The sequence below is a fragment of the Nocardia sp. NPDC005978 genome (genome assembly GCF_040614455.1).
In the GTDB taxonomy this organism is placed as follows: domain Bacteria; phylum Actinomycetota; class Actinomycetes; order Mycobacteriales; family Mycobacteriaceae; genus Nocardia.
Map to the genome: position 1 here is coordinate 1 of NZ_JBEXUS010000101.1, position 21,476 is coordinate 21,476.

Annotated in this window: 16 protein-coding genes; 8 read left to right on the top strand and 8 right to left on the bottom strand. The window is 69.7% G+C overall.

What is annotated here, in order from left to right:
• Positions 1–173 precede the first annotated feature (173 nt).
• From ABZ319_RS31945 to ABZ319_RS31955, 3 genes are all read right to left on the bottom strand, one after another.
• Positions 174–1,211: a ketoacyl-ACP synthase III gene (locus ABZ319_RS31945; protein ID WP_354990254.1), complete on the bottom strand. Its 1,038-nt coding sequence runs from the start codon at positions 1,209–1,211 to the stop codon at positions 174–176.
• Positions 1,208–2,977 carry a ThiF family adenylyltransferase gene (locus ABZ319_RS31950; RefSeq protein ID WP_354990255.1) on the bottom strand — a complete coding sequence of 590 codons (1,770 nt, stop codon included), beginning with the start codon at positions 2,975–2,977 and terminating at the stop codon, positions 1,208–1,210. Before ABZ319_RS31950 ends, ABZ319_RS31945 begins: the two co-directional genes overlap by 4 nt.
• 359 nt (positions 2,978–3,336) lie before the next feature.
• Complete coding sequence (locus ABZ319_RS31955) at positions 3,337–4,617, bottom strand: amidohydrolase (RefSeq protein WP_354990256.1); 1,281 nt, start codon at positions 4,615–4,617, stop codon at positions 3,337–3,339.
• A gap of 216 nt (positions 4,618–4,833) precedes the next feature.
• Here ABZ319_RS31955 and ABZ319_RS31960 point away from each other — a divergent pair, with 216 nt between their 5' ends.
• The 6 genes from ABZ319_RS31960 (at position 4,834) to ABZ319_RS31985 (ending at position 9,799) form a co-directional block, all read left to right on the top strand.
• Positions 4,834–5,625 carry an SAM-dependent methyltransferase gene (locus tag ABZ319_RS31960; protein ID WP_354990257.1) on the top strand — a complete coding sequence of 264 codons (792 nt, stop codon included), beginning with the start codon at positions 4,834–4,836 and terminating at the stop codon, positions 5,623–5,625.
• A gap of 120 nt (positions 5,626–5,745) precedes the next feature.
• Positions 5,746–6,717, top strand: coding sequence for an ABC transporter ATP-binding protein (locus tag ABZ319_RS31965; RefSeq protein WP_354990278.1), 972 nt, complete (start codon positions 5,746–5,748; stop codon positions 6,715–6,717).
• On the top strand, positions 6,714–7,538 hold the full coding sequence (locus ABZ319_RS31970; protein ID WP_354990258.1) for an ABC transporter permease: 825 nt from the start codon (positions 6,714–6,716) through the stop codon (positions 7,536–7,538). Before ABZ319_RS31965 ends, ABZ319_RS31970 begins: the two co-directional genes overlap by 4 nt.
• Positions 7,538–8,677: a histidine kinase gene (locus tag ABZ319_RS31975; protein ID WP_354990259.1), complete on the top strand. Its 1,140-nt coding sequence runs from the start codon at positions 7,538–7,540 to the stop codon at positions 8,675–8,677. Before ABZ319_RS31970 ends, ABZ319_RS31975 begins: the two co-directional genes overlap by 1 nt.
• Positions 8,674–9,294 (top strand): response regulator transcription factor, encoded by a 621-nt coding sequence (locus ABZ319_RS31980; RefSeq protein WP_354990260.1) that lies wholly within the window; start codon positions 8,674–8,676, stop codon positions 9,292–9,294. Before ABZ319_RS31975 ends, ABZ319_RS31980 begins: the two co-directional genes overlap by 4 nt.
• 235 nt (positions 9,295–9,529) lie before the next feature.
• Positions 9,530–9,799 (top strand): three-helix bundle dimerization domain-containing protein, encoded by a 270-nt coding sequence (locus ABZ319_RS31985; protein WP_354990261.1) that lies wholly within the window; start codon positions 9,530–9,532, stop codon positions 9,797–9,799.
• A gap of 78 nt (positions 9,800–9,877) precedes the next feature.
• Here the strand turns inward: ABZ319_RS31985 and ABZ319_RS31990 are convergent, their stop codons facing one another.
• From ABZ319_RS31990 to ABZ319_RS32005, 4 genes are all read right to left on the bottom strand, one after another.
• Positions 9,878–11,458: a hypothetical protein gene (locus tag ABZ319_RS31990; protein WP_354990262.1), complete on the bottom strand. Its 1,581-nt coding sequence runs from the start codon at positions 11,456–11,458 to the stop codon at positions 9,878–9,880.
• A gap of 326 nt (positions 11,459–11,784) precedes the next feature.
• Positions 11,785–13,239: a serine/threonine-protein kinase gene (locus tag ABZ319_RS31995; protein WP_354990263.1), complete on the bottom strand. Its 1,455-nt coding sequence runs from the start codon at positions 13,237–13,239 to the stop codon at positions 11,785–11,787.
• Positions 13,236–14,360: a hypothetical protein gene (locus tag ABZ319_RS32000; RefSeq protein ID WP_354990264.1), complete on the bottom strand. Its 1,125-nt coding sequence runs from the start codon at positions 14,358–14,360 to the stop codon at positions 13,236–13,238. Before ABZ319_RS32000 ends, ABZ319_RS31995 begins: the two co-directional genes overlap by 4 nt.
• Positions 14,361–14,481: 121 nt before the next feature.
• Complete coding sequence (locus ABZ319_RS32005; RefSeq protein ID WP_354990265.1) at positions 14,482–16,050, bottom strand: serine/threonine-protein kinase; 1,569 nt, start codon at positions 16,048–16,050, stop codon at positions 14,482–14,484.
• A 355-nt stretch (positions 16,051–16,405) separates the two neighbouring features.
• On the opposite strand from ABZ319_RS32005, the gene ABZ319_RS32010 reads away from it, so the two are divergent.
• On the top strand, positions 16,406–19,780 hold the full coding sequence (locus ABZ319_RS32010; RefSeq protein ID WP_354990266.1) for a non-ribosomal peptide synthetase: 3,375 nt from the start codon (positions 16,406–16,408) through the stop codon (positions 19,778–19,780).
• Entirely contained in the window at positions 19,777–20,457 is a 681-nt protein-coding gene (locus ABZ319_RS32015; RefSeq protein WP_354990267.1) for a formyltransferase family protein, read from the top strand. The genes ABZ319_RS32010 and ABZ319_RS32015 overlap by 4 nt, the downstream gene beginning before the upstream one ends.
• A 63-nt stretch (positions 20,458–20,520) precedes the next feature.
• On the opposite strand, the gene ABZ319_RS32020 is transcribed toward ABZ319_RS32015, so the two are convergent.
• Positions 20,521–21,468 carry an ABC transporter substrate-binding protein gene (locus ABZ319_RS32020; RefSeq protein ID WP_354990268.1) on the bottom strand — a complete coding sequence of 316 codons (948 nt, stop codon included), beginning with the start codon at positions 21,466–21,468 and terminating at the stop codon, positions 20,521–20,523.
• Positions 21,469–21,476 lie beyond the last annotated feature (8 nt).

The window sequence follows — 21,476 nt, forward strand, 5'->3', positions numbered from 1 at the left end:
GCCGCGCTGGGCCTGGCCCCGTAGCCGCGCTGGGCCTGGCCCCGTAGCCGCGCCGGGCCTGATCCCGTTGTCGCGCCGGGCCTGGCCACGTAGTCATACTGGGCCTGACCCAATTGCCCGCACGCCAGCCGGTCCGCCGCCTGCACCGGCGGACCGGCCGCGCGCCGATCAGGTCAGGGCGCCCGGAAACACAGCGTCCCCCACTGGAATCCGGCCCCGATGGCGGACAGCAGGAACGTGTCCCCGCCGCCCACCCGGCCCTCGTGCCGCGCCCGGTGCAGGGCGGTGAGCACCCCCGCCGACCCGGTGTTGCCGAGTTCGTCCAGGGTGACCGGAGCCCGCTCCATGGGCACCCCGAGCTCGGTCATGGCGGCGGTCAGGATATTGATGTTGGCCTGGTGCAGGAAGAAATGGTCGATCTCGGTGATCCCCAGCCCGGCCCGCTCGGCGGCGGCGCGCATGCTCTCGGGCAGGCGCCGCGTAGCGGTCTCCCACACCGCTCGCCCGTCCATGCGCAGGTAGTGCTCCCGGTCGGCCACGGTCCGCTCGCTACTGGGCAGGCGCGAGCCGCCCGCCCGGATCTCCACCTCGTGCGAGAGCCGGGAACCGAAGTCCCAGGCCAGCAATCCCGCGCCGGGGGTTTCGGTGCGGGAGAGCACGACCGCGCCCGCCGCGTCGCCGAAGAACACCCCGGCGGTGCGGTCGCGCGGATCGGTGACCCGGGACGCGCAGTCCGCGGCCACGATCAGCACCGTGCGCGCGGACACGCTCAGCAGATGCGCCGCGAGCAGGATCGCCTGCAGCCCATTGGCACACGCCGCCTGCGTGATATCGATCGGCAGCGCGCGCCACGCGCCGAGGCGCTCCTTGACCATCAGCGCCGTCGAGGGCAGCGGCTGATCGAAGGTGTAGCTCGCCACGATCACCGCGTCCAGCTCGCTCGCCCGCACGCCCGCCTCGGCCAGTGCCGCGGGCGCGGCCGCGACGCACATGTCCGAGACCGCCGCCTCCGGCGCGAGCCGGCGGCGTTCGCGGATGCCGGTGCGCCGCACGATCCATTCGTCGGAGGTGTCCAGGGTCCGGGCCAGATCCGCGTTGGTCACCACGGTCTCGGGCAGATGAATCGCGGAGCCGGACACCGTGATCGGCAGCGGCGCCGGCGGGCGCACGGACTGCGAACGGCTGTCCCGGGGTGCGTACGACATCGTCATGTCAGGGCCCCGTCCAGTTCGCGGGCGGTGTTGTGCTCGGGTGCGATCAGGACGTCGAGGTCGACGTAGAACCGGCCCGAGGCGCAGGGCGCGCCCAGCAGGATGCGCCGCGCTGCCGAGGTGACGAGCGCGCCGCCGAGGGCCACGTCCGAGGCCAATTGCGGCCAGCTGCTCAGGGTCCGCCCGATCTGCCCGAACGAGTCCGCCAGCTCGGGGCTGATGCGCTCGGCATCGACCATGGCCAGAATCAGATCCGATGTGGCCTGCGCGGTGAGTTCGGGTAGATCCGCGGCGCGCAGATCGCCGATTCTGCCGTGCAGCAGCGGCCGATCGGGCTCGAGATCGAAGCGCTCGATGTCGAGCATGCCCCGGTCGTTGCAGTCCATCACCACCGGAATACCCAGTGCGCGAGCGCATTCCCGGGCCGCGATCTTGACGTACGGTGTGTCGCACTCCTCGACCAGCAGATCGATTCGCTCGTGCTCGCCCCCGAAGAACTCCGCCATGTTGTCCGCGTGCAGTCCGCCGCTGTAGATCTCGATGTCCAGGTACGGGTCGATCTCGAACATCTGCCGGGCGCAGATCACCGTCTTGGCCAGCCCCAGATGCTGCACGCCCGCCCGCAGCCGGTTCATGTTCGACAGGCTCAGCTCGTCGAAGTCCGCGAGCCGGAACGCGCCGCCGACCCCTTCGAGCGCGAGCGTGACCGCCGCGCTGTTGCCGACCGAGAGCCCCACCACCCCGATGCGCGCCCCCAGCAACCGGCGCTGCTGCGGCCGCTGGATCTTGCCGCGATTGCGGTCGGTGCGCACCAGCCGGAACTCCTCGCGCGGCAGCACGTGCACCAGGCGTCCCGACCACGGGTACCAGACCCACGAGCCGTAGGCCCACGGCTCGACCCCGGCCAGCTGCTCCTCGATCCGGCGCTCCAGTTCGGCTCCGGCATAGCGCTGCTGGGGCTCGCGGCATCCGATCAGTTCGGCCAACTGCGCGGTGATGGTGTCGTGCACCGCGTTCACCCGGCCCGATTCCAGCAGGTCGGTCATGGCCGCGTAGTCGTCGGCGCGATGCGGCTCGAACAGCACCGGCCGCCACGCGTCGGTCTCGCCGTGCCGCGCGGTCGCCAGAGCCGCTGGCACGTCCGGGCTTTCGCGCCGCGCCGCCGGTGCGGCGTCGAGATCGTCGGTCACCAGTAGCGGGAACTCGTCCCGCATCCGCGCCACCAGTCCGGTGTACTCGCCGGCTCCCGCGGCAGTCCGGTGCACCAGGATGACCACCTCTTCGGTGTACCGCTCGACGTAGCAGCGCGTCCCGGCCACGGGCGCGAACCCGAACCGGCCGTGAAAGCGATCCTGCCCGTCCCGGGTGCCGGAGGTGCCGATCATGAGCCGGGCGCCGAGGTGATGCGCCGCCCCGATCGCGACCGCGTTCAGATATGCCCCCAGCCCGAGCTTGCGCGCGCGCTGCTCGACCACCAGCCTGCTGTGTTCATAGGTGTCGCCGACCGCCGCGCCCTCCGCGGTCAGCAGCTGCTCGTACCGCGCCGCGCCCAGGTGGGTGCGGGACTGGAACAGCGCGCCGGTGTCCGGGGTGGAGAGCCGGATGTAGCCGAGCACGGGTCCGTCCGGGTGCCGCCGCGCCACGAAATGCCAGGCACCGTAATCTAATTCCTGGTCGTCGACGTGGGCCCCCGCGGCGTCGCGGAACTCCGGCCGCCGGCCGTTGTCGTAGAGGATGCGGGCCCGCAGCTCACGTAACCGTTCCACCTGATCGGCGGACCCGGTTCCGTGGCGGGGTACGTGGAATGCGGAAACAAACCACTGCGGATCAGAATTGCGGTTCCGGATATCGCATCCGTCGACAGGCATACGAGATCCGCCAGATACCGACACGTGTATGGATCCTTTCCCGGAATTTGCTGGATGTACCACACCCGCGCAGGAGCCGTCGCCGGGTGTGGCAATGCCATCGCTAAACTGAACAGGAAGACAACGTGATTCGCGCGCCCTCGCGACTGACAATCAACGTTGCTGAATAGTAGCTGTGATGGGAATGGAATGACTAACCGGACAAATTGCCATCGGATAACAATGGCAATTTGTCTAGTTTGTTCAGTTCTGGACCGTCATCGATTCCGGGGTTCGAGCCAGGCCAGGGCGGCCGCGGTCAGAGCGGTGACGCCGGGGCCGATGGTGGGCTCGGCCAGCGGGGCGAAATTCGGCGAGTGGTTCATCGGCAGCTCCTGATCGGCCGTGCCCCGGCGCTGTGCCGCCGCCACTTTCGCCGGATCGGCCCCGCCGAAGAACCAGAAGGACAGCGGCGCACCGGCGGCCTCGGCCAGGATGCCGACGTCCTCGCTGGCCGGGAAGGCGTCCATGTCCAGCACCTGATCGGCCCCCAGGGCCGCGCGCAGCCCGCCGCATGTCTTGTCCAGTGCGACAGCGTCGTTGAAGGTGACCGGTAATCGGGTCAGGGTCTCGATGGTCGGGGTCCGGTCCGCGCCCGCGGCGGCGGCCTCACCGTGCACGATGCGCCGCACGGCCTCGAGCACCCGGGCGCGCGATTCGGGGGAATAGGTCCGCACACTCAGCCCGAGCTCGGCCTGATCGGCGATGATGTTCTCCTTGGTGCCCGCGTGCAGGGTGCCGACCGTGATCACGACCTGATCGGTCGCGGCCACTTCGCGCGAGACGATGGTCTGCAGCCGCAGCACCGTCGCCGCCGCCATGACGATCGGATCGATGGTGGTCTCGGGCCGGGAGCTGTGCCCGCCGCGCCCGTGCAGGGTGATGCGCAGGCTGTCGTTGGCGGACAGGATGGCGCCGGGCCGGGTGGCGACCGTGCCCGCGGCGATCGGCAGGACGTGCTGCGCGAGCACGATTTCCGGCGTGCCGAAGCGGTCGAACAGGCCGTCCTCGACCATGGCCTGTGCGCCCCGGCCCACCTCCTCGGCGGGCTGGAACACCCCCAGCACGGTGCCGGACCACCGGTCCCGGGCGGTCGCCAGCGCGTCGAGCGCGCCGAGCAGGCACACGATGTGCATATCGTGCCCGCAGGCGTGCATGACCGGTTCGCCGCTGCCTGGGTCGGTGGCGGTCGAGGCGTAGGGCAGCCCGGTCTGCTCGCGCACCGGCAGCGCGTCCATGTCCGCGCGCAGCAGCACCAGCGGCCCGGGGCCGTTCGCCAGCCGGGCGACCACGCCTGTCCCGCCGAGCTTCTCGGTCACTTCGCACCCCAGCGCCTTGGCGCGCCGGGCGATGATCGCCGCGGTGCGATGTTCGGCGAAGGACAGCTCGGGATGCGCGTGCAGATCGCGGTACAGGTCCGCGAGATCGGCGGTGACGTGGGCGACTCGACTCTTGATCGACGACACCTCGCCAATGATCCACGGCCCGAAGCTGATCATGGCGATTTCTCAGTTTTCCCTTCAACCGTTGTGGAACCTCGTGATGACCAGGGGCCTGCCCGCGGGCCACGTGGGCGATCCGGACAGGCCCGCACGGGCAGCAATGGAACCGCAAGGGCCGCAATCCTTCCGAACGAAACCCCGTGGTCCGGTGCGCCGACGCCTTAGCCTGTGACTACAGGGTGTGATCGTTCCGGGCGAGTGAAGCGGGGTTCGATGGACAGGGTTTTCCCGCTGGATCAGCCGCACACCTCCCGAATCTACGATTACTTCCTGGGCGGCAAGGACAACTACGAGGCCGATCGCGAAGCCGCGGCCGAGATCCTGCTGGCCTGGCCGGACATCCGCACCGCGGCCCGGGCCAATCGCCAGTTCATGCACCGCAGCACGCGCTTTCTGGCCGAGGCCGGCATCAGGCAGTTCCTCGACATCGGCACGGGCATCCCCACCGAACCCAACCTGCACCAGATCGCGCAGGAGACCGCACCCGATGCCCGGGTGGTCTACGTCGACAACGACCCGCTGGTGCTGGCACACGCCCGCGCGCTCATGACCGGCGGCGCCCCGGGCACGACCACCTACATCGAGGGCGACGTCACCGATCCGCAATCCATCCTGGCCGCACCGGAACTGGGCAGGCTGCTGGACCTGTCCCGGCCGGTCGGAGTGAGCATGATCGCGCTGCTGCACTTCGTCGAGGCGGACGTCGACAAGATCGTGTCCGACATCCTGGCCGCCCTGGCTCCCGGCTCCTACCTCGTGATCTGCACCATCACAGCCGATTTCGCCCCCGCGCAGGTCGTGGCCGCCCAGGATGTCTACCGGGTCCGCCGACTACCCGCGCAGGTCCGCACCCGCGCCGAGGTCACCTCGTGGTTCGGCGGCCTCGAGCTGGCCACGCCGGGTGTGGTGCCGCCGCACAGATGGCGTCCCGTCGAACCCACCGACATCTCGCCCGCGCACGACGCCAGGGTCTCCTGCTACTGCGGCGTGGCGCGCAAACCGTGAACCTCGGCGCGGCGGCGCGCTGACATTTGTCACGGCCGAACCATGACGAACCCGCCGCACTTCGGTGACTGCGCGTACTACTGACGCCGAGCCGAATTCGCGACCGTTGATGGCGTGACCATCACCGATCAACGCCATTTCCGGAATCCACCGCCGAGCACCGACGTCATCGTCGCGCACGGCCTGCGCCGCACCTACGGCAGCGGCAAGAACGCCTTCGAGGCGGTGAAGGGCGTGGACCTGCGGGTCGGGGAGGGCGAGGTCTTCGCGCTGCTCGGCACCAACGGCGCGGGCAAGACCTCCACGCTCGATCTGCTGGAAGGACTCGCCGCACCGACCGGCGGCGGCGTGGAGGTCTTCGGCCTCGACCCGCGGCGCGACCGCGCCCAGGTCCGCGCCCAGGTGGGAATCATGTTGCAGTCCGGGGGTTTACCCGCGGAGCTGACCGTCACCGAGACCCTGGAGATGTGGCGCGGGACCTGCAGCGACCCCACCACCGTGGACGCCGTGCTGACCCTGGTGGATCTCGGCGGCCGGGCCGGGGTCCGGGTCGGCGCGCTCTCCGGTGGCGAGCGCAGGCGCGTCGATCTGGCCTGCGCCCTGCTGGGGCAGCCGCGCCTGCTGTTCCTGGACGAGCCGACGACCGGGCTCGACCCCGAAAGCCGCCGGGACACCTGGCGATTGCTCGCGGACCTCAAGGCCGCCGGGGTGACGATCGTGCTCACCACGCACTACCTCGACGAGGCCGAGGCCCTGGCGGACCGCATCGCGATCATGCACGGCGGCGCGGTCGCCCGCACCGGAACGCTGCGTGAGATCGTCGACGGCCACCCCGCCCGCATCGTCTTCGACCATCCCGGACTGCCGTTGCCGCACCTGCCGGGGGCGAGCGTGGACGCGGGCGCGCGCGTCACCGTGTCCACCCACGATCTCCAGGGCCATCTGCTCACGCTGCTGGGCTGGGCTCGCGATCACGATGTGCGCCTCGGCGGACTGGAAGCCCGCGCAGCCTCGCTCGAGGCGGTCTTCCTCGACATCGCCGACGAATCGGCCCCCGCCGCAACGCCCGAACCGATCGGAGCCACCCGATGACCGCCACCTCGACCCCCGTCACCTCGGCCCCCGCCTTCCGGCGCCGGCCGCTCGCCGCGCTGGCCAAGGCCGAATACCTGCAGTTCCGCCGGAACAAGACGCTGGTCTGGATGGGCGTGCTCTTCCCGGTGGGCACGTCGCTGGCCACCTACTTCCTGTTGATCAGGGACGGGGAGCCGACCGCGGCCATCGCGGCCTCGACCCTGGAACTGATCACCCTGGTGTCCCTGCTGTTCGTGCAGTACTACTCGGTGCTCTCGATGATCACCACGCGGCGCGGGGAGGGCGTGCTCAAACGACTGCGCACGGGGGAGGCCGCGGATTGGCAGATCCAGACCGCCCCTGCCGTTCCCGGCGCCCTGCTGACCGTGGCCTCGACCGTCGCGGTGGCCGCGGTGGTCTACGCCACCGGTGCGCCCGCTCCGGTGAACGCGGCGGCGATGGCGCTGGCCCTGATCGCGGGCATCGTGCTGTTCTCGCTGCTCGCGCTGGCGACGAGCGCGGTCACCAAGAACGCCGAAGCGGCACAGATCACCTCGCTCCCGGTCATGACGGTCGCGATGCTCGGCATGGGCTGGCTGCGCGGTGCGCTGCCCGATCAGCTGGCGGCGGTGGCGGATTGGACGCCGTTCGCGGCCATCTCCGACCTGGTGTACCTCGGCGCTTCCGGGCGCACGGCGACCGCCGACAGCGCCGCCGCGACGCTCGACTTCGCGGGCACCTGCGCCGAGCTCGGCCGCCCGTTTGCCACACTGGCGATATGGACGGTCCTGGCGTTCGCGCTGACTCGCAAGAGCTTCCGCTGGGACGACCGCGGCTGATGGGCGTGCGGTCCTGGTGGCGGGGACTCTCGGCCGCCGCGAAGTTCCGGCTCTACAGCCGGGTCATCCTGCAAGTGGGCCTGGTCGTGGTGATCGTCGCGATGGCGGTCACCGCGGGGTCCTGGTGGTCCGCGGGCCTGATCGTGGCCGCGGGTGTCGCGGCCATCGCCGTGGTGGAGATCCAGCCGGACTTCGCCCCGGCCGCCGCGCCGCCGCCGCGCCCGTGGATCGTGCCGGCCGCCACCGCGATCCTGACCGGACTCTGGCTGGCCGCGATGGTGATCGCCCGCAGCGCGGACGAGGATCGGACCGCGACCCAGGCCGGAGTGGCGGGGATCTACATCGCCATCCTGGCCATGTTCTCGGTGATCTCCTTCGCCCGGCACCGGTGGTGGGCGGTGCTCGGGGTGAGCGTGGCGACCGGAATCGCGTTCGGCTCCACGCCCGCGGTGATGGCGGGCTTCGCGCTGATGACCTTCCTCTGCGGCGGATTCGTGGTCGGCACGACGATTCTCACGGTGTGGGGGCTGCGGGTCGTGGAGGAACTGGACCGCGCCAAGGCCGTGGAATCGGAATTGCGGGTCGCCCAGGAGCGTTTGCGCTTCGCGCGCGACCTGCACGACGTCGTCGGGCGCGGCTTCTCCGCGATCGCGGTGAAGAGCGAGCTCGCGGCGGTGCTCGCGCGTGCGGGCGCGGGCGAGCGCGCCGCGGCGGAAATGGACGAGGTCAAATCCCTCGCGGTCGAATCCATGGGCCAGATGCGCCAATTGGTGCGCGGCTACCGGGACATCGATCTGCGCGGCGAGGTCGCGGGGGCGCGCTCGCTGCTGTCGGCCGTCGGCTGCGAACTCGTCGTCGAGGGCGATCCGGCGAAGGTGCCCGCACGTCTGCACGAGGTCGCGGCCTGGGTGGTGCGCGAGGGCACCACCAATATCGTGGAGCATTCCCGCGCGAGCACGGCGATCCTGGCGCTGGGACGCTCGGGCATGTCGCTGCGCAACGATCGCCCGCAGGGCGTACCGGGTGAGCGTTCGGGACTGCGCGGCCTCGCCGAACGGCTCGCGCCGGTCGGCGCGACCCTGACCGCCGAACTGCGGGACGATCGGTTCGTGCTCGAAATACAGTGGGAGGAAATGTGATTCCCGTCTTCCTGGCGGACGACGAGACACTCGTGCGCGCCGCGCTGGCCACCATGCTCGGCCTCGAAGCCGATCTCGAGGTCGTGGATCACGTCGGTTCGGGCGAGGAGCTGCTCGAGGTGTGGCGGTTGCGCGCCGACCGCGGCGAACCGGTCGCGGTGGCGGTGATCGATCTGCAGATGCCCGGTATCGACGGCATCGAGACCGCGATCGAACTGCAGCGGCTCACCCCGGGCGCGGGCACCCTGATCGTCACCAGTCACGGCCGGCCCGGATACCTCAAACGTGCTCTCGCAGCGGGTGTTCGGGGTTTTCTGCCCAAGACGACATCGGCCGCGACCCTGGCCGAGGTGATCCGCACGGTGCACCGCGGCGGCCGCTACGTCGATCCCGAACTCGCGGCCGAGGCCATCAGCGCGGGGGACACCCTGCTGACCGCCCGCGAGGCCGATGTGCTGGAATACGCCATCGACGGTGCGCCCGTGGAGGATATCGCCCGGCGCGCGCACCTGTCGCCGGGCACCACGCGCAACTATCTCTCCTCCGCGATGGCGAAACTGGGCGTTTCGAACCGCTATGAAGCCGCGCTCGAGGCGCGCAAGAGGGGCTGGATCTAGGCCGGCGGAAGGCGCTGTTGCAGTTGCAATTTCATTTGTAGCTTGCAGGTGTCGTTGTCGAGGACGTGCGGTGCCGAATAGCCGACGAGTTGTGCCATAAAGGGATTCGTGGGCAGAAAAGTTGCCCGGCGAGGATGACACTCGGGGGACGGTCCGTTGCGGGCCGTTGTCCAGATCGCCGGCAAGGGCACAGGAGCCGGCGGCCAACGTTCGTGTATGGAGGCGAGACCAGAGTATGAGGGCATCCGAAGAGGAGCGGCAGATCAGCGAGCTCGTCGACCGGCTGGCCGGCAAATTCCCCTACCTGGCGGCGCGCGTCGTCGGCGAGGAAGTGCGCGGAATTCACCGCGAATTCGACGGCCACCGGGTCCGGGAATTCATACCGCTGCTGGTGGAGCGGATCGCGGAACGACAGCTGAGCAGGCGGGTGTCGTACCAGCCGTCGGCGAAGATGGGCGATCCATTATGGGGTGCATTGCGGCCCTCGTCCCCGATCTTCCTGTGACACATCGATTCGCGGCTCGCGCCGGCGCCGTGTATCCGGAATCCCGGGTACACGGCCCGGGTGCGCGCTACCGCCGGATCAGCCGAAGGTCGGCGTGATCAGCAGCTCGGCCCCGCTCTGCGAAGTGTTGGCGAACCAGCAGAACGCCTGGGTGCCCGAGGTGTCGACCGGCGTGCCGTAGAAGACGTTGTTGCCCACCTTCGGGGCGTCCTTCTTCCACCACGCGGCGGCGACCTGCGGGATCACCTTGTCGGTGACGGCGGTGTTGTAGTTGAAGACGTAGCCCAGCACCCAGGTCACCCCGCTCTTGTCCACGGCCGTGGTGAGCCCGACGATGGTGCTCCCGGGCTGGGCGTACGCGGTGACCGTGCCCGCGCCGTCACCGGTCAGCTTGAACCCGCTGTCCTGCGAAATCTCGGCCCGCCACGCGAGCGTCGCCTGCGAATTCGCCCACACCAGACTGAAATCGGCGGTCACGCCGATCGGCGCGGTGAAGGAGATGTCGTTCACCCCGACCGTCACCTTGCCCGGATACGACTGTTTGCCCGCGGGCGGCTGACTGCTGCTGGCGACATTGGTGATGACCAGCGCGATATCCGAACCCGAGTTCCAGGTCGAGTTCTTCGACAGCGTCAGGGTCAACCGGCCGTCGTCATCGTCGAAGGTCCAGCCCGGATAGTTGATGGTCATCTTGCTGATATCGGCGTCGGAGAAAAACGACGGCATATTGATCGTCAGCGTCGCGCCCGAACTCAGCGCGACATCGTGACCGGAGGTATTGGTGAGCGTGAGCTCCAGGGTCGCGGTTTCCTTCACCGCGATGGTGCCCACGCCGGTCGCCTTGTTGACCACTTTCAGCGTCGCGCGCCGGGGCCGGTCCCAGGCGGTCTGCTTGGCCGCGAACGCCGCGATGACCCCGTCCGGGGTTTCCTGGTTCTGCCGCAGCGGCAGGCCGATGCCCAGCGGGAATTGCAGTGACACACCGCTGAAGTCGAGTTCGGTGGTGCCCTCGGCCCGCTGTTGGATGTACATGAACCGAATGAACAGCACCAGCGCGTATTTGGTCGGAATGTAGAGATCGAGCAGCAGACCCGCGATGGCGCCGGTCACCGGCTTCTGGACCCAGAAGCTCAATTCCAGGCCCGCGCTGATGGAGAGCCCGCCCTTGATCGAGCCGCCCTTCCACACCCGGCCGTGGACCTGCGCCTCGTCTTTGAAATCGAAGACCACGTCGGCGCCCGCGAGCAGCCCGACGACCGCGCTCACCCCGGCGGAGACGCCGATGCCGAATCCGCGCAGGCCCTGGGGTGCGCCGGCGGTGAGGTCGAACGCGCCGTTGCGCGCGATCTGCCCGGCGATGTCGACGCTGAGCGGGTTGGGCTCGGCGCTCTCGAACGAACCCTCGAGCGCTTTCACATAGGCGACACCGTCCGGGCTGTCGAGGAACTCGACCGCGCCGTCCACCGCTTTGTCCAGGACGGCCTTGTGTTTGAGATAGACCTTCTGGCAAACCTGTACCAGTTCCACATTGGTCGGTGTGCGTTTCGGAAACAGCTCTTCGGTTCCGACCGGACGGATTCCTTTTTTGTCGAGCTTGGCGGCCCTGGCCAATTCTTCTTTGAATGCCTTGTCGAGAATACGAGTAGTAGGAGTGGACATGAATTTCCTCCTGGAGCGACTCATGACGCAGCCCCCGGTGCACTATGCGCGTGCATGCTCCTCCGCGCCCGGGACCGGGTGTATTTCTGCCGACGTACGGCGCTCTCCGGTAGCGGGGTTTGTATCGATCGGCCCGCACTCGGTTCCCGCGCAATATGCTACTACCGCTTTCGCTCGATAGCGGTCCTATTGTGATGAATTCTTCTGCGCCGCTGTGTATTTCGAATTCGCTAGAAGAATGGATAGAGCCGACTGGTCTCGATTGGCAATGCGAAAGTGTCGGCGGATTTGCGGTGGCGCGACGAAGATCGTTTCCGATCCCGTTGCTACAGGGGTGCGCCGGGCCACCACCGGTCGTACAGGTCGCTGCCGGAGGTCAGTCCGACGACCTCGATCCCGCAGGACGTGCGGTTGCCGCGATCGAAGTCGATCAGGAGCAGCCCCCTGTCGTTGCGCGTCCCCCAGATGATTCGCCCGGTGCCCGAGGGGCGCTGCCACTTCTGGTCGCCCTCGACCCGCATGCCGTTCAGTGGCTGCACGAGATATCTCTGGTCCACGCTCGTGCAGTTCATGGTGAGTCGCTCGACCGGGGCCGCGTCGCCGGTGCAGCTCACCCAGAACCTGTCGGGCAATTGCTCGGCGACGCTCACCGGTTGCAGCTCGCGATTCACCGCGGAACATCGTATGCCCTTGTAGCCCTGCACATCCTGGGTCTGCGGGAGCAGCCCGGTGAAGTAGGCGACCGTGTGCTGGTAACTGCCCCACGAGGTCGTCGCCGTGTTCTTCGCCGACGTGGTCATCGACGCGGCCGCGGTGGTGGAGGCGATCGGCGGCGCGCCGGCGGGTTCGCCGGACGGCTCGTGGCGCACCACGGCGATGGCCGCCGCGATTACCGCCGCGGCGATCGCGAGGCCGGCGAGAGCGATGGGTAGCCTCCGGTTCGGACGGGGCGCTGCGGGATTCGGTGGTGAACCGAGCAGCGCCGCCCGTGTCGCGGCCGCCAGCGCGCCACAGGAGGAGAACCGCTCGCCCGGGTTCTTGGCCAGTGCCCGTCCCAGGACCGCGTCGATCTCCGGCGGCAGCGCGGGCACCCGGTCGGTGGCCCGGGGCGCGGGCGCGTAGAGGTGCCCGCGTACTACGTCATCGACCGTAGTCCCCGGAAAAGGCTTTGTGCCCGTGAGTAATTCGAACAGGGTGCAGCCCAGGCCATACACGGCGGTGCGAGCGTCGATCGCCACCCCGGCCAGTTGCTCCGGCGCCGCATAGGCGACCATCGCGGGCGTTGCGGCCGGTCCCGGGTTTCCCGCGATGCCGAAGTCAGTGACGAACACCCGGTCCCGCTGTCCCGCGGGTGATTCGATCAGAATGTTCGCCGGCTTGATGTCCCCGTGCAGCACCCCGGCGGCGGCGGCCGCGTCCACGCCCCGCGCCACCTGATCGACGATGTCCACCACCCGGGCGGTCGGCAGGGCGGCGGGACCGCGCCGGATCAGGGCGGCGGCGTCGACGCCGTCGACGAATCGCATGGCCACCCAGGCCCGCCCCTGGTCGATGCCTCGATCGTGCACCGCGACGATGTTCGGATGATCCAGCCGGGCAACGGCTTCGGCTTCGCGCAACAAGCGCGCCCGCGCCGCGGCGTCGGACGCGGCGAGCACCTTCAGGGCGTCCCGCCGCGGCAGCCTGGGATGGCCGGCCAGGTAGACGGATCCGGACTCACCGAGCCGGGATTCCACCGTGTATCCGGCGAAGACCATGCCCGGTAGCAGTTCGGCGGTCATTCCGGATCACGCTGCAGCAGCACGAATTGCGCGGCGATCTTCTGCCGGGCGTTCGACTCGTCGCGGCTGTGGACGAGCGCGAGGTACTTGCCTGCCAACAGCCAGCACGAGTAGTTGTTGGAGGTATCGACCGAAGCGAGATTCCGGATGCACTTGGCTTCGGGGACCCCCTGCGGCGCGGCGACCTCCTGAAAGCCTTCGTCGATACGGAAGTTCTCGACATAGGTCCGGCGGGCTACCGTCGCGGTCGCGTAGCGAAACAGGCTGGAGCTGCCGGCGAAGGCCATTGCTTCGGCACGATCGGTTCCGGGACGCGGCCCGCGCAACTGCACCGCGTGCGGACCGTAGACCACCCCGTTCGGCTGGCCCACCGATTCCCAGCCGGCATTCTCACCGATCCCGCTCTGCAATACCGCGGGCATCGGCCAATTCCCGGGGTCGTCGGCCACGAGCCGGCTGAGCATCCGGTCGCGATCGGCGCGCAGTGCCGCGATGTCACCGGCAGGGGTGGGACGGAAGTCGGCCAGGCGCGTTCGCTGCGCCTCGAACGCGCGTCCGGCGAGCGCGGCCATCGCGTTCACGTCCGTGCCGGTGTGCCCGACCAGCAGGCTGATGACGAACGAATCCTGCGCCATGGTCGCGGCGAGTGTCGGCACCGTGGGCCGCCAGTGCGCGTGCGCCTCCGGATGACCCGGAATCGGCACCGCCGCGTTCTCGGTACTGACTCCGGCGTCGGCGGCGTCCATCTCGGCGGCGGCCTGTCGCGCGGTGTCCGAATCCGGGAAACGCAGCAGGATGACGGTGAGCAGTCGACCGGTGCCCACGACCGGCGCACCGCCCTTGCTGTCCATCGCCACGGTGCTGAAGCCGGCGAGCATCCCGCGCTTGGTCAGCACGTCACGCACCGGTGTCGAGAGCATGCCCCGGGTCTTGCTCGGTGCCGAAATCGGTTGCGCTCCGCCGCCTGTCGGTCCGAAGGCCAGTGCCGGGTCGGCCGCGGCGGGATCGATCGTGGCCTCGCCCATGCGCACCGACTCCACGACCCGTCCGCGGGCTTCGTCGGGCTCGGTCGGTTCGGTCAGCGGCTCGATCGCGTAGTAACCGATGTCGAGGCCGGTCATGTCCACGGTCGCAGGCCGCGGCGACCCCGGTACCACGGCGCACCCGCACAGCAGCGCCGCGAGCGCGGCCGCGATGACCGCGGGTGCTTCGGCCCGGCGAATTCTCCGGGGCGAGATCCTCTTACGCCGGTACATCGATCCACCATCTGTCGTGTAGTTCGGCACCGGAGGTCTGGCTGGTGGCGCGCAGATAGCAGAACGCGCGGGCGGGATTGTCGAAGAAGACCTCGATGTATCCGGCGGTAACGTTCCTGACCGTCGTGTAGGTCCCCCACCGCGCGAAGCCGGTGCCGGTCGGCCGCGTCCACTTCTCCTCGCCTTCGACGACGTCGAGCGCGGGTTCCGGTGTCATGGCCGATCGATCGAGGTTGCAGTACACATCGAAGGCCAGCATCGGGTCGTTGTCGCCGCTACAGGCGATGTTGGAGACCTTCGGTGATTTGTCGAACGGGGCGTTTCGCGTTTCGAACTTGGGCCGGCAGAGGGTCAGTTCCCCGAAGCCGATGAGGTCCGGCGAGAACGGCAGTAGATCCGGGAACGCTTCGGCCACATACGTGTACGCGCCCCACTGGGGCGACGCCACCGGCGGAGCGGTCGTCCGCGGCAGGTTGGGCGCCGCCGCGGTCTCCTCACTGTTCAGGATCAGGGTCAACGTCCCGGCGACCACGAGCACGACCGCCAATACCGTGGCTCCGAGCAGGTGGTAGCGCGACGGCGGTGGCGCGCCCGAGGGGTCCGCGGCGATCGTCACCGGACGTGCGGTCCCGGTGGAGGGACCGGTGAGAAGCCGCCCGCCCGTGCCGATTCGGTGGTCCGGTCCCGTCTCGGGGTCCGCATCGTGCGCCGGGCCGGGCAGTCCCGCGGCGGCCCACGCCGCGTCCGCCAGTGCCCGGCAGCTCTGGTACCGCTGACTCGGATCCTTCGCCATCGCCTTCGCGATGACCGCGTCGAAACCGGCCGGTATCAACGCGTTTCGGTCCGTGGGCCGGGGCGGCGGTTCGTGCAGGTGCGCGTAGATCACCGCGCCCGCGTTGCCGCGCGCGAACGGCACCGAGCCGGTGAGCATCTCGAACAGCGTGCAGCCCAGCGCGTACACGTCCACCCGATGGTCGAGTGGTTCGGCGCGCAGCTGTTCGGGCGCCGCGTAGCCCAGGGTGGCGGTGATCCCGCCGTCGGCGCCGATGGTCGCGGAATCGTCGGCGGGGCGCGCGATGCCGAAGTCGGTGACCAGCACCCGGTCCGGGCCGTCGGCGGAGGGGGCGACGAGGATGTTGGCGGGTTTCACGTCGCGGTGCAGCAGTCCCGCGCGATGGATCTCGTCGAGCCCGCGGGCCGCCTCGGTGAGCACGTGCAGCATGCGCGGTGGCGGCAGCACGTCGGCCCCGCCCTTGATCAGCGCCGCGAGATCCACCCCGTCGACGAACTGCATCGCGATCCAGAGGTGCCCGTCGTACTCCCCGCGATCGCGGACCGCGACCAGGTTCGTATGTTGCAGCCGCGCCGCCACCTCGGCCTCGCGCAGGAACCGCGCGCGGAACTCCTCGTCGCCGCGATGGCTGTCCGCGAGCACCTTGAGCGCGTCCATGCGCGGCAGCCGCGGATGCCGGGCCAGCAGAACGGTTCCCATGCCGCCGCTGCCGAGCTTGCGTTCGATCCGATACCCCGCGAAGGTCGTGCCTGCCTCGAACACCGCGGGCCTCCCCTCCCACCTCGTCAGCAGCGCGGCAACCATCTGGCTACCTGTAAAGCGGTGCTGTACAACGATTTACGTCGCGACTATAACAGCGCGGACCGGTCGGATCGGCTATCGCGCGGATGGGCCCGGCCGTCGATCGGCCACGGCTCCGCTGCCGGGCGGACGGCGCGCGAGCCGGGCGCGGTGACAATCGGCGGGCGGATCGGTGGTGAGAAAGCACACAGCACGGTCCCCAATGCCGACTTTAGACTGTTTGCGAGTTTCGGTCGCGACGATCGAGCCGGGGTGGGGCGCGTAGCGTGCGGGTCCCTTCATCGCGTGTGGGCCTTGTTATAGGAGTGGATCCAGTTTGAGCAGCGCCTTTCGCCGCCGCATCTCGCCCACCGAACGGCTCTACCTCTCCGCACGGGAGGTGCACCCGCACTTCCTGATTCAGGTGGTCGTCGAGGGCGGCGGCGCGCTGGACGCGGACAAGTTGCAGCACGCCGTCGAGGTCGCCACGCGGGTTCATCCCGGTGCGCGGCTGGTGCGCTCGGGTACGGACTGGATCGCGCGGGGCGCGGTGCCGCGGGTGCGGGCGCTGGCGAACACCGTGCTCGACTTCGATCGGCTCACCGAGGACGCGGTGCTCGGCGGTCCGATCAGCCGGCCGGACTACGTGTCCGAGGCGCCGAACTGCGAGGTGGTGCTGCTCACCGCCGATCCGGTCACGGTGATCTTCCGGGCCTTCCACGGCGTCATGGACGCCAAGGGGCTGCAACTGTGGGCCGCCGACGTGTTTCGGGTGCTGCGCGGGGCCGCCCCCGAGGGCGCCCTCGACGCCACCACCGATCAGGAACTCGCGTTCCGGCTCGGCATTCCCGGCTCGCCGACGTCCATGGTCCCGAACTTCCGGTCGCCGATCGGGCACGGCGCGACCATCGCGGGGCGTCCGTTTCTGCTACGGCACCGCGCACTGCCCGGGGTCGGTCCTGCCATCGTGGCGCGGATCGGCGAGATCGTCGCCGCAGCGACCGGTTCGCGCGCCCGCCTGATGATTCCGGTGGACCTGCGCAGGCATGACGCCGAATTGCGCTCGACCGCCAACCTGACGCTGCCGCTGTTCCTGGACACCGAACCGGGCGAGGGCTGGCGTGAGATCAACGCCCGCATGCTGGCGGGGCTGATGCGCCGCGACGAACTCAACCAGATGAAGAACCCGGGCCTGGAGCAGGTTCCGGCGCCGATCGCCAAGGGCATCATTCGCACCGTCGACAAGCTCGGCCGCCGCACCGGCCGAAACCTGTGCTCCGCCATCATCTCCCACGCGGGCAAGGTGACCCTCGGCGATTTCGCCGGCCCCGACTTCACCCCCGCGTCGCTGGTCGCCATCCCGGCGCACACCGGCCTCGCGCCGCTCAGCTTCGCCATCGTGGAATCCGAGCACGCCACCGGGATCACGGTGTCCTGCCGCAACGGCAAGGGTGTGGCGGAGCGGTTGGAAGCGCTGCTCGACACCATCGCGAAGGGGCTCGGGGACGCCGCCGCCGAAGCGCTCACGAGCGCCGGGCCGGTCGAAGCCGCCGACCTCGAAGTCGCCGACGAGGGAGCTGTCGACCTCGAAGCCGCTGACCTCGAAGCCGCTGACCTCGAAGCCGCTGACCTCGAAGCCGCCGACCAGGGAGCCGCCGGCCACGGAACTGCCGACCAGGGAGCTGTCGAACTCGCGGGCATCGATGCCGAAACGGGCGCGGGTACTCCGGCGCTGCACCTCGACGACGCGGAGCTGCTGGACCCGGTGAGCGCCGTGCTCGACACCGCCGAACACCCTCGCCTCACCGGTCTCGAGGCCACCCTGGTGGAGTTGCTGCGCGCCCAGGTCGCCGCCCGGCCCGACGCGGTGGCCATCACCGGTCCCGAAGGCTCGCTCACCTACGCGCAGGTGGGTGAGCGCTCGGCCGCGATCGCCGCCGCCCTGCGCGATCACGGTGTCCGGCACGGCGAGACCGTCGCCATCCTCGCGGGCCGTACCCGGGCGGGTCTGACGGGCCAGTGGGGGATTCTGGAAACCGGTGCGGCGTTCCTGCCGCTGGATCCCAAACATCCGCCCGAGCGCATAGCCCAGGTCCTGGACGATTCCGGGGTGCGCCTGTGCCTGGTCGAGCGGCGGTACGCCGAGCTGGCCGAGCCGACCGTTCCGGTGCTGATTCTCGAGGAGCTTCCCGAAAGCGGTTCCGCCCCGGTCGATGTCGGCGTCGAACCCGGTGATGTCGCCTACGTGACCTATACCTCCGGGTCCACCGGGCGGCCCAAGGGCGTACGGGTCACCCACGACGGGGTCGTGCACTACCTGCGCGCCGCGCTGGACTGGTACCACCTCACCCCGGGGACCAGGTACGCGCACTATCACACGCCCGCCGCCGATATGGCGTGCATGGCCATGGTCTCGCCGCTGATCGCCGGCGGCGCGGTGGTGCTGGTCCCGGGCGAGATCAACCACCTGACGCTGTCGGACATGCTGGGCGGGGACGGCGCGGACACCCTGTTCCTCACCCCGAGCCTGGCCGAAGTCGTCCTCCGGCAGGACATTCGGCCGGTCGGTATGCGCACCGTGGTCCTGGGCGGCGAACAGCTCAGCCACGATCTGCTGCGGCGGGTGCGCGAATTCTTCGGCCCGCGAGTGCGATTGGTCAACAGCTACGGACCCACCGAGGTGAGCCTGGTCTGCATCTCGCAGATCCTCACCGGCGTCCCCGCGCGCGACGCGACCGCCGTGCCGATCGGCCTGCCCGCACCCGGCACCACCGTGTACCTGCTCGATGCCCAGGGCCGGCCGGTCCCGGACGGCAAGGTGGGCGAACTCTATCTGGGCGGTCCGCAGGTCGCGGCCGGCTACCTGCACCGGCCCGAGCTGACCGCCGAGCGGTTCGTCACCGTCGGCGGCGAACGCACCTATCGCACCGGCGATCTGGTCCGGCGGCTGGGCGACGGCACCTTCGAATTCGCGGGCCGGGTGGACGATCAGGTCAAGATCCGCGGCAACCGGGTCGAACCCGACGAGATCCGCTGCGTGCTCGAGACGCATCCCGCGCTCGCCGCCGCGGCCGTCGTCGGCCGCCGCCGTGCCGAGCATAGCGATCACGTGCTGGACGCCTTCGTGGTGACCGCCCCGGATGTCCCGCACGGGGAGCCGGGGGATCAGGAACTGCGGGACTTCCTGGGCGCGCGGCTGCCGGTGTACATGATTCCCCGGGCCTTCCACCGGCTGCGGGTGCTACCGCTGACCAGCAACGGCAAGACCGATCGGCTCGCGCTGGTCCGGCTGGCCGAGGGCGGGTCCGAGGCCGCGGTCGAGGTGCGCTCCGATGCCGCGGACGGAAGCGCGATCGTGCCCGAGGCCGTGCCCGCGAGCTCGGTGGAAATCGTGCCCGCTGCGAATCCGAACTCGCAGCCGGACAACGGTTCCGGCGCGGACCCCGAGGACTTCCTGCACGAGCAGGTCGGCGGCATCTGGGCCCGCATCCTGCGTCGCGAGCCCGCCGAGCTCACCGCGGAGTCCGACTTCTTCGCGCTGGGCGGCGATTCGCTGGCCACGGTGGAGATGCTCGCGCAGGTGTCGCGCCAGATCGTGGGCCCGGCCGCCGAACAGGCGTTCGTGGCCCAGGTGGAGGGCCTCATCCACCACCTGACGCTGAACCGGGTGGTCGAGGCCGTGACGGTGGCGAGAACAGGAGTGCAGCGGTGATTTTCATCGGTAGCGGCTCGCTGCTGTGGCGGGCGGTCGATCACACCCTGGCGGCCGGGCGTCCGGTGGATCTGGTGGTGGTTCCGCCCGGCCAGGAGACCTCGGCCGGTGCCCGCGCGGTCCCGCTGCTCGCGGTCACCGATGTGAACACCGCCGCCGACCGGCTGGCGGCGGCGTCCTCGGACCGAATCGTGTTCTCGGTCAACAACGCCACCATCCTGCGGGAACCCTTGCTGGCCGCGGGTTTTCGCATCTACAACATCCACAACGGCCTGCTGCCGCGCCACCGCGGCCTGCCCGAGGCCGCGATCGCGCACGCGATCCTCAACGGTGACACCGCCTACGGGGCAACCCTGCACGAGATCGATGCCGGGGTGGACACCGGTGCGGTCCTGGATACCGAGAGCTTCCCGATCGCCGACACCGACGGCTTCCAGGACATCATGCTGCGGGGCCTGCGCGCCTGCACGCTGCTGTTCGAACGCAATCTCGAGGTCATCGCCGCCGGTCGCGCCGTCCCGGTTCCCCAAATCGAAGGGCGCGGCGGCTATTACGGCCGCAAGGCGCTGGACGATCTGCGCGAGCTGACCGGCCACCCGGATTTCTCGCGGGCCACCGACCTGGGCATCTTCGCGGCGTTCTACCCCGAACTGGCCGCCGCGAGCCGCGCCGGCTGAACACCGGCGCGGCCCGCGGACGGGTCCGGCCGGACCTCGTTGTCCGGCCGGTGTCGCAGGGCTTCAGCCGACGGCGGTCGCGTTCCGGGTGGACGCGACGAAGTCCGAGATCCAGGGCAGTACCGCGCCGCGAACCTGAACGGTCCTGGGCAGCAAGCCATTGGCGGCCAGCAGGTCGGCGGCGTGCTGCTGCTCGTCCAGGAACGACTCCGAGACCGGGTCGACCCCGAACGGGCGTCCGCGCAGCGCGGCCTCCCACGCGTCGAGATCGGCCGTGCCGCCGCGCGCGACGATGTCGTCGACGAAGTACTGCGCCGCTGCGCGCGGATTCTCGGTGATCCAGGCGTCGGACTCCTGCAGTGCGGCCAGAATCGACTCCAGGGCTTCGCGATTGCCCTCGGCGAAGTCACGGCGGGTGAACCACAGCGACGGGTGACTGAACAGCGATTCGGTGTCCACGAGCGTGTGCAGCTCGGCCTGCGCCTCGATGGCGGCCAGCCCGGGGTACGCGCCGACCCAGGCGTCGAGGTCGCCGTTCAGCAGCGCGGCGCCGCCGTTGACATCGGTGTCGACCGGCTCGATGTCGGCCCAGCCCAGGCCCGCCCGCTCGAGCGCGAACAGCAGCAGGGTGGTCTGCCAGGAACCGTGCGCGATGCCGACGCGCTTGCCCTTCAGGTCGGCGACGGTCTCGATGCCGCTGCCAGCCTTGGCGACCAGGCGGCCGTTCTCGATGCGCGGTCCGGAGATGCCGAGGTAGACGATGTCGCGGCCGTTCGCCAGCGCGGTGACCGGCGGGGTGAAGCCGGTGCCGATGACGTCGTAGCCGCCGTCCTCGAACAGCCAGTCCGAATGCAGCGACGGCAGTGCGGTTTTCACGTCGGCGCGCGGGGTCTCGGGCAGCGCGCGCAGGTCGACCCATTCCACGTCGGGCAGGGTGCGTTCGACGATGCCGCGGTGCCGCAGCACGAACAGCGAGTTATTGTGCGGGAAGTAGCCGATGCGAACGGTCACGGGGGGAT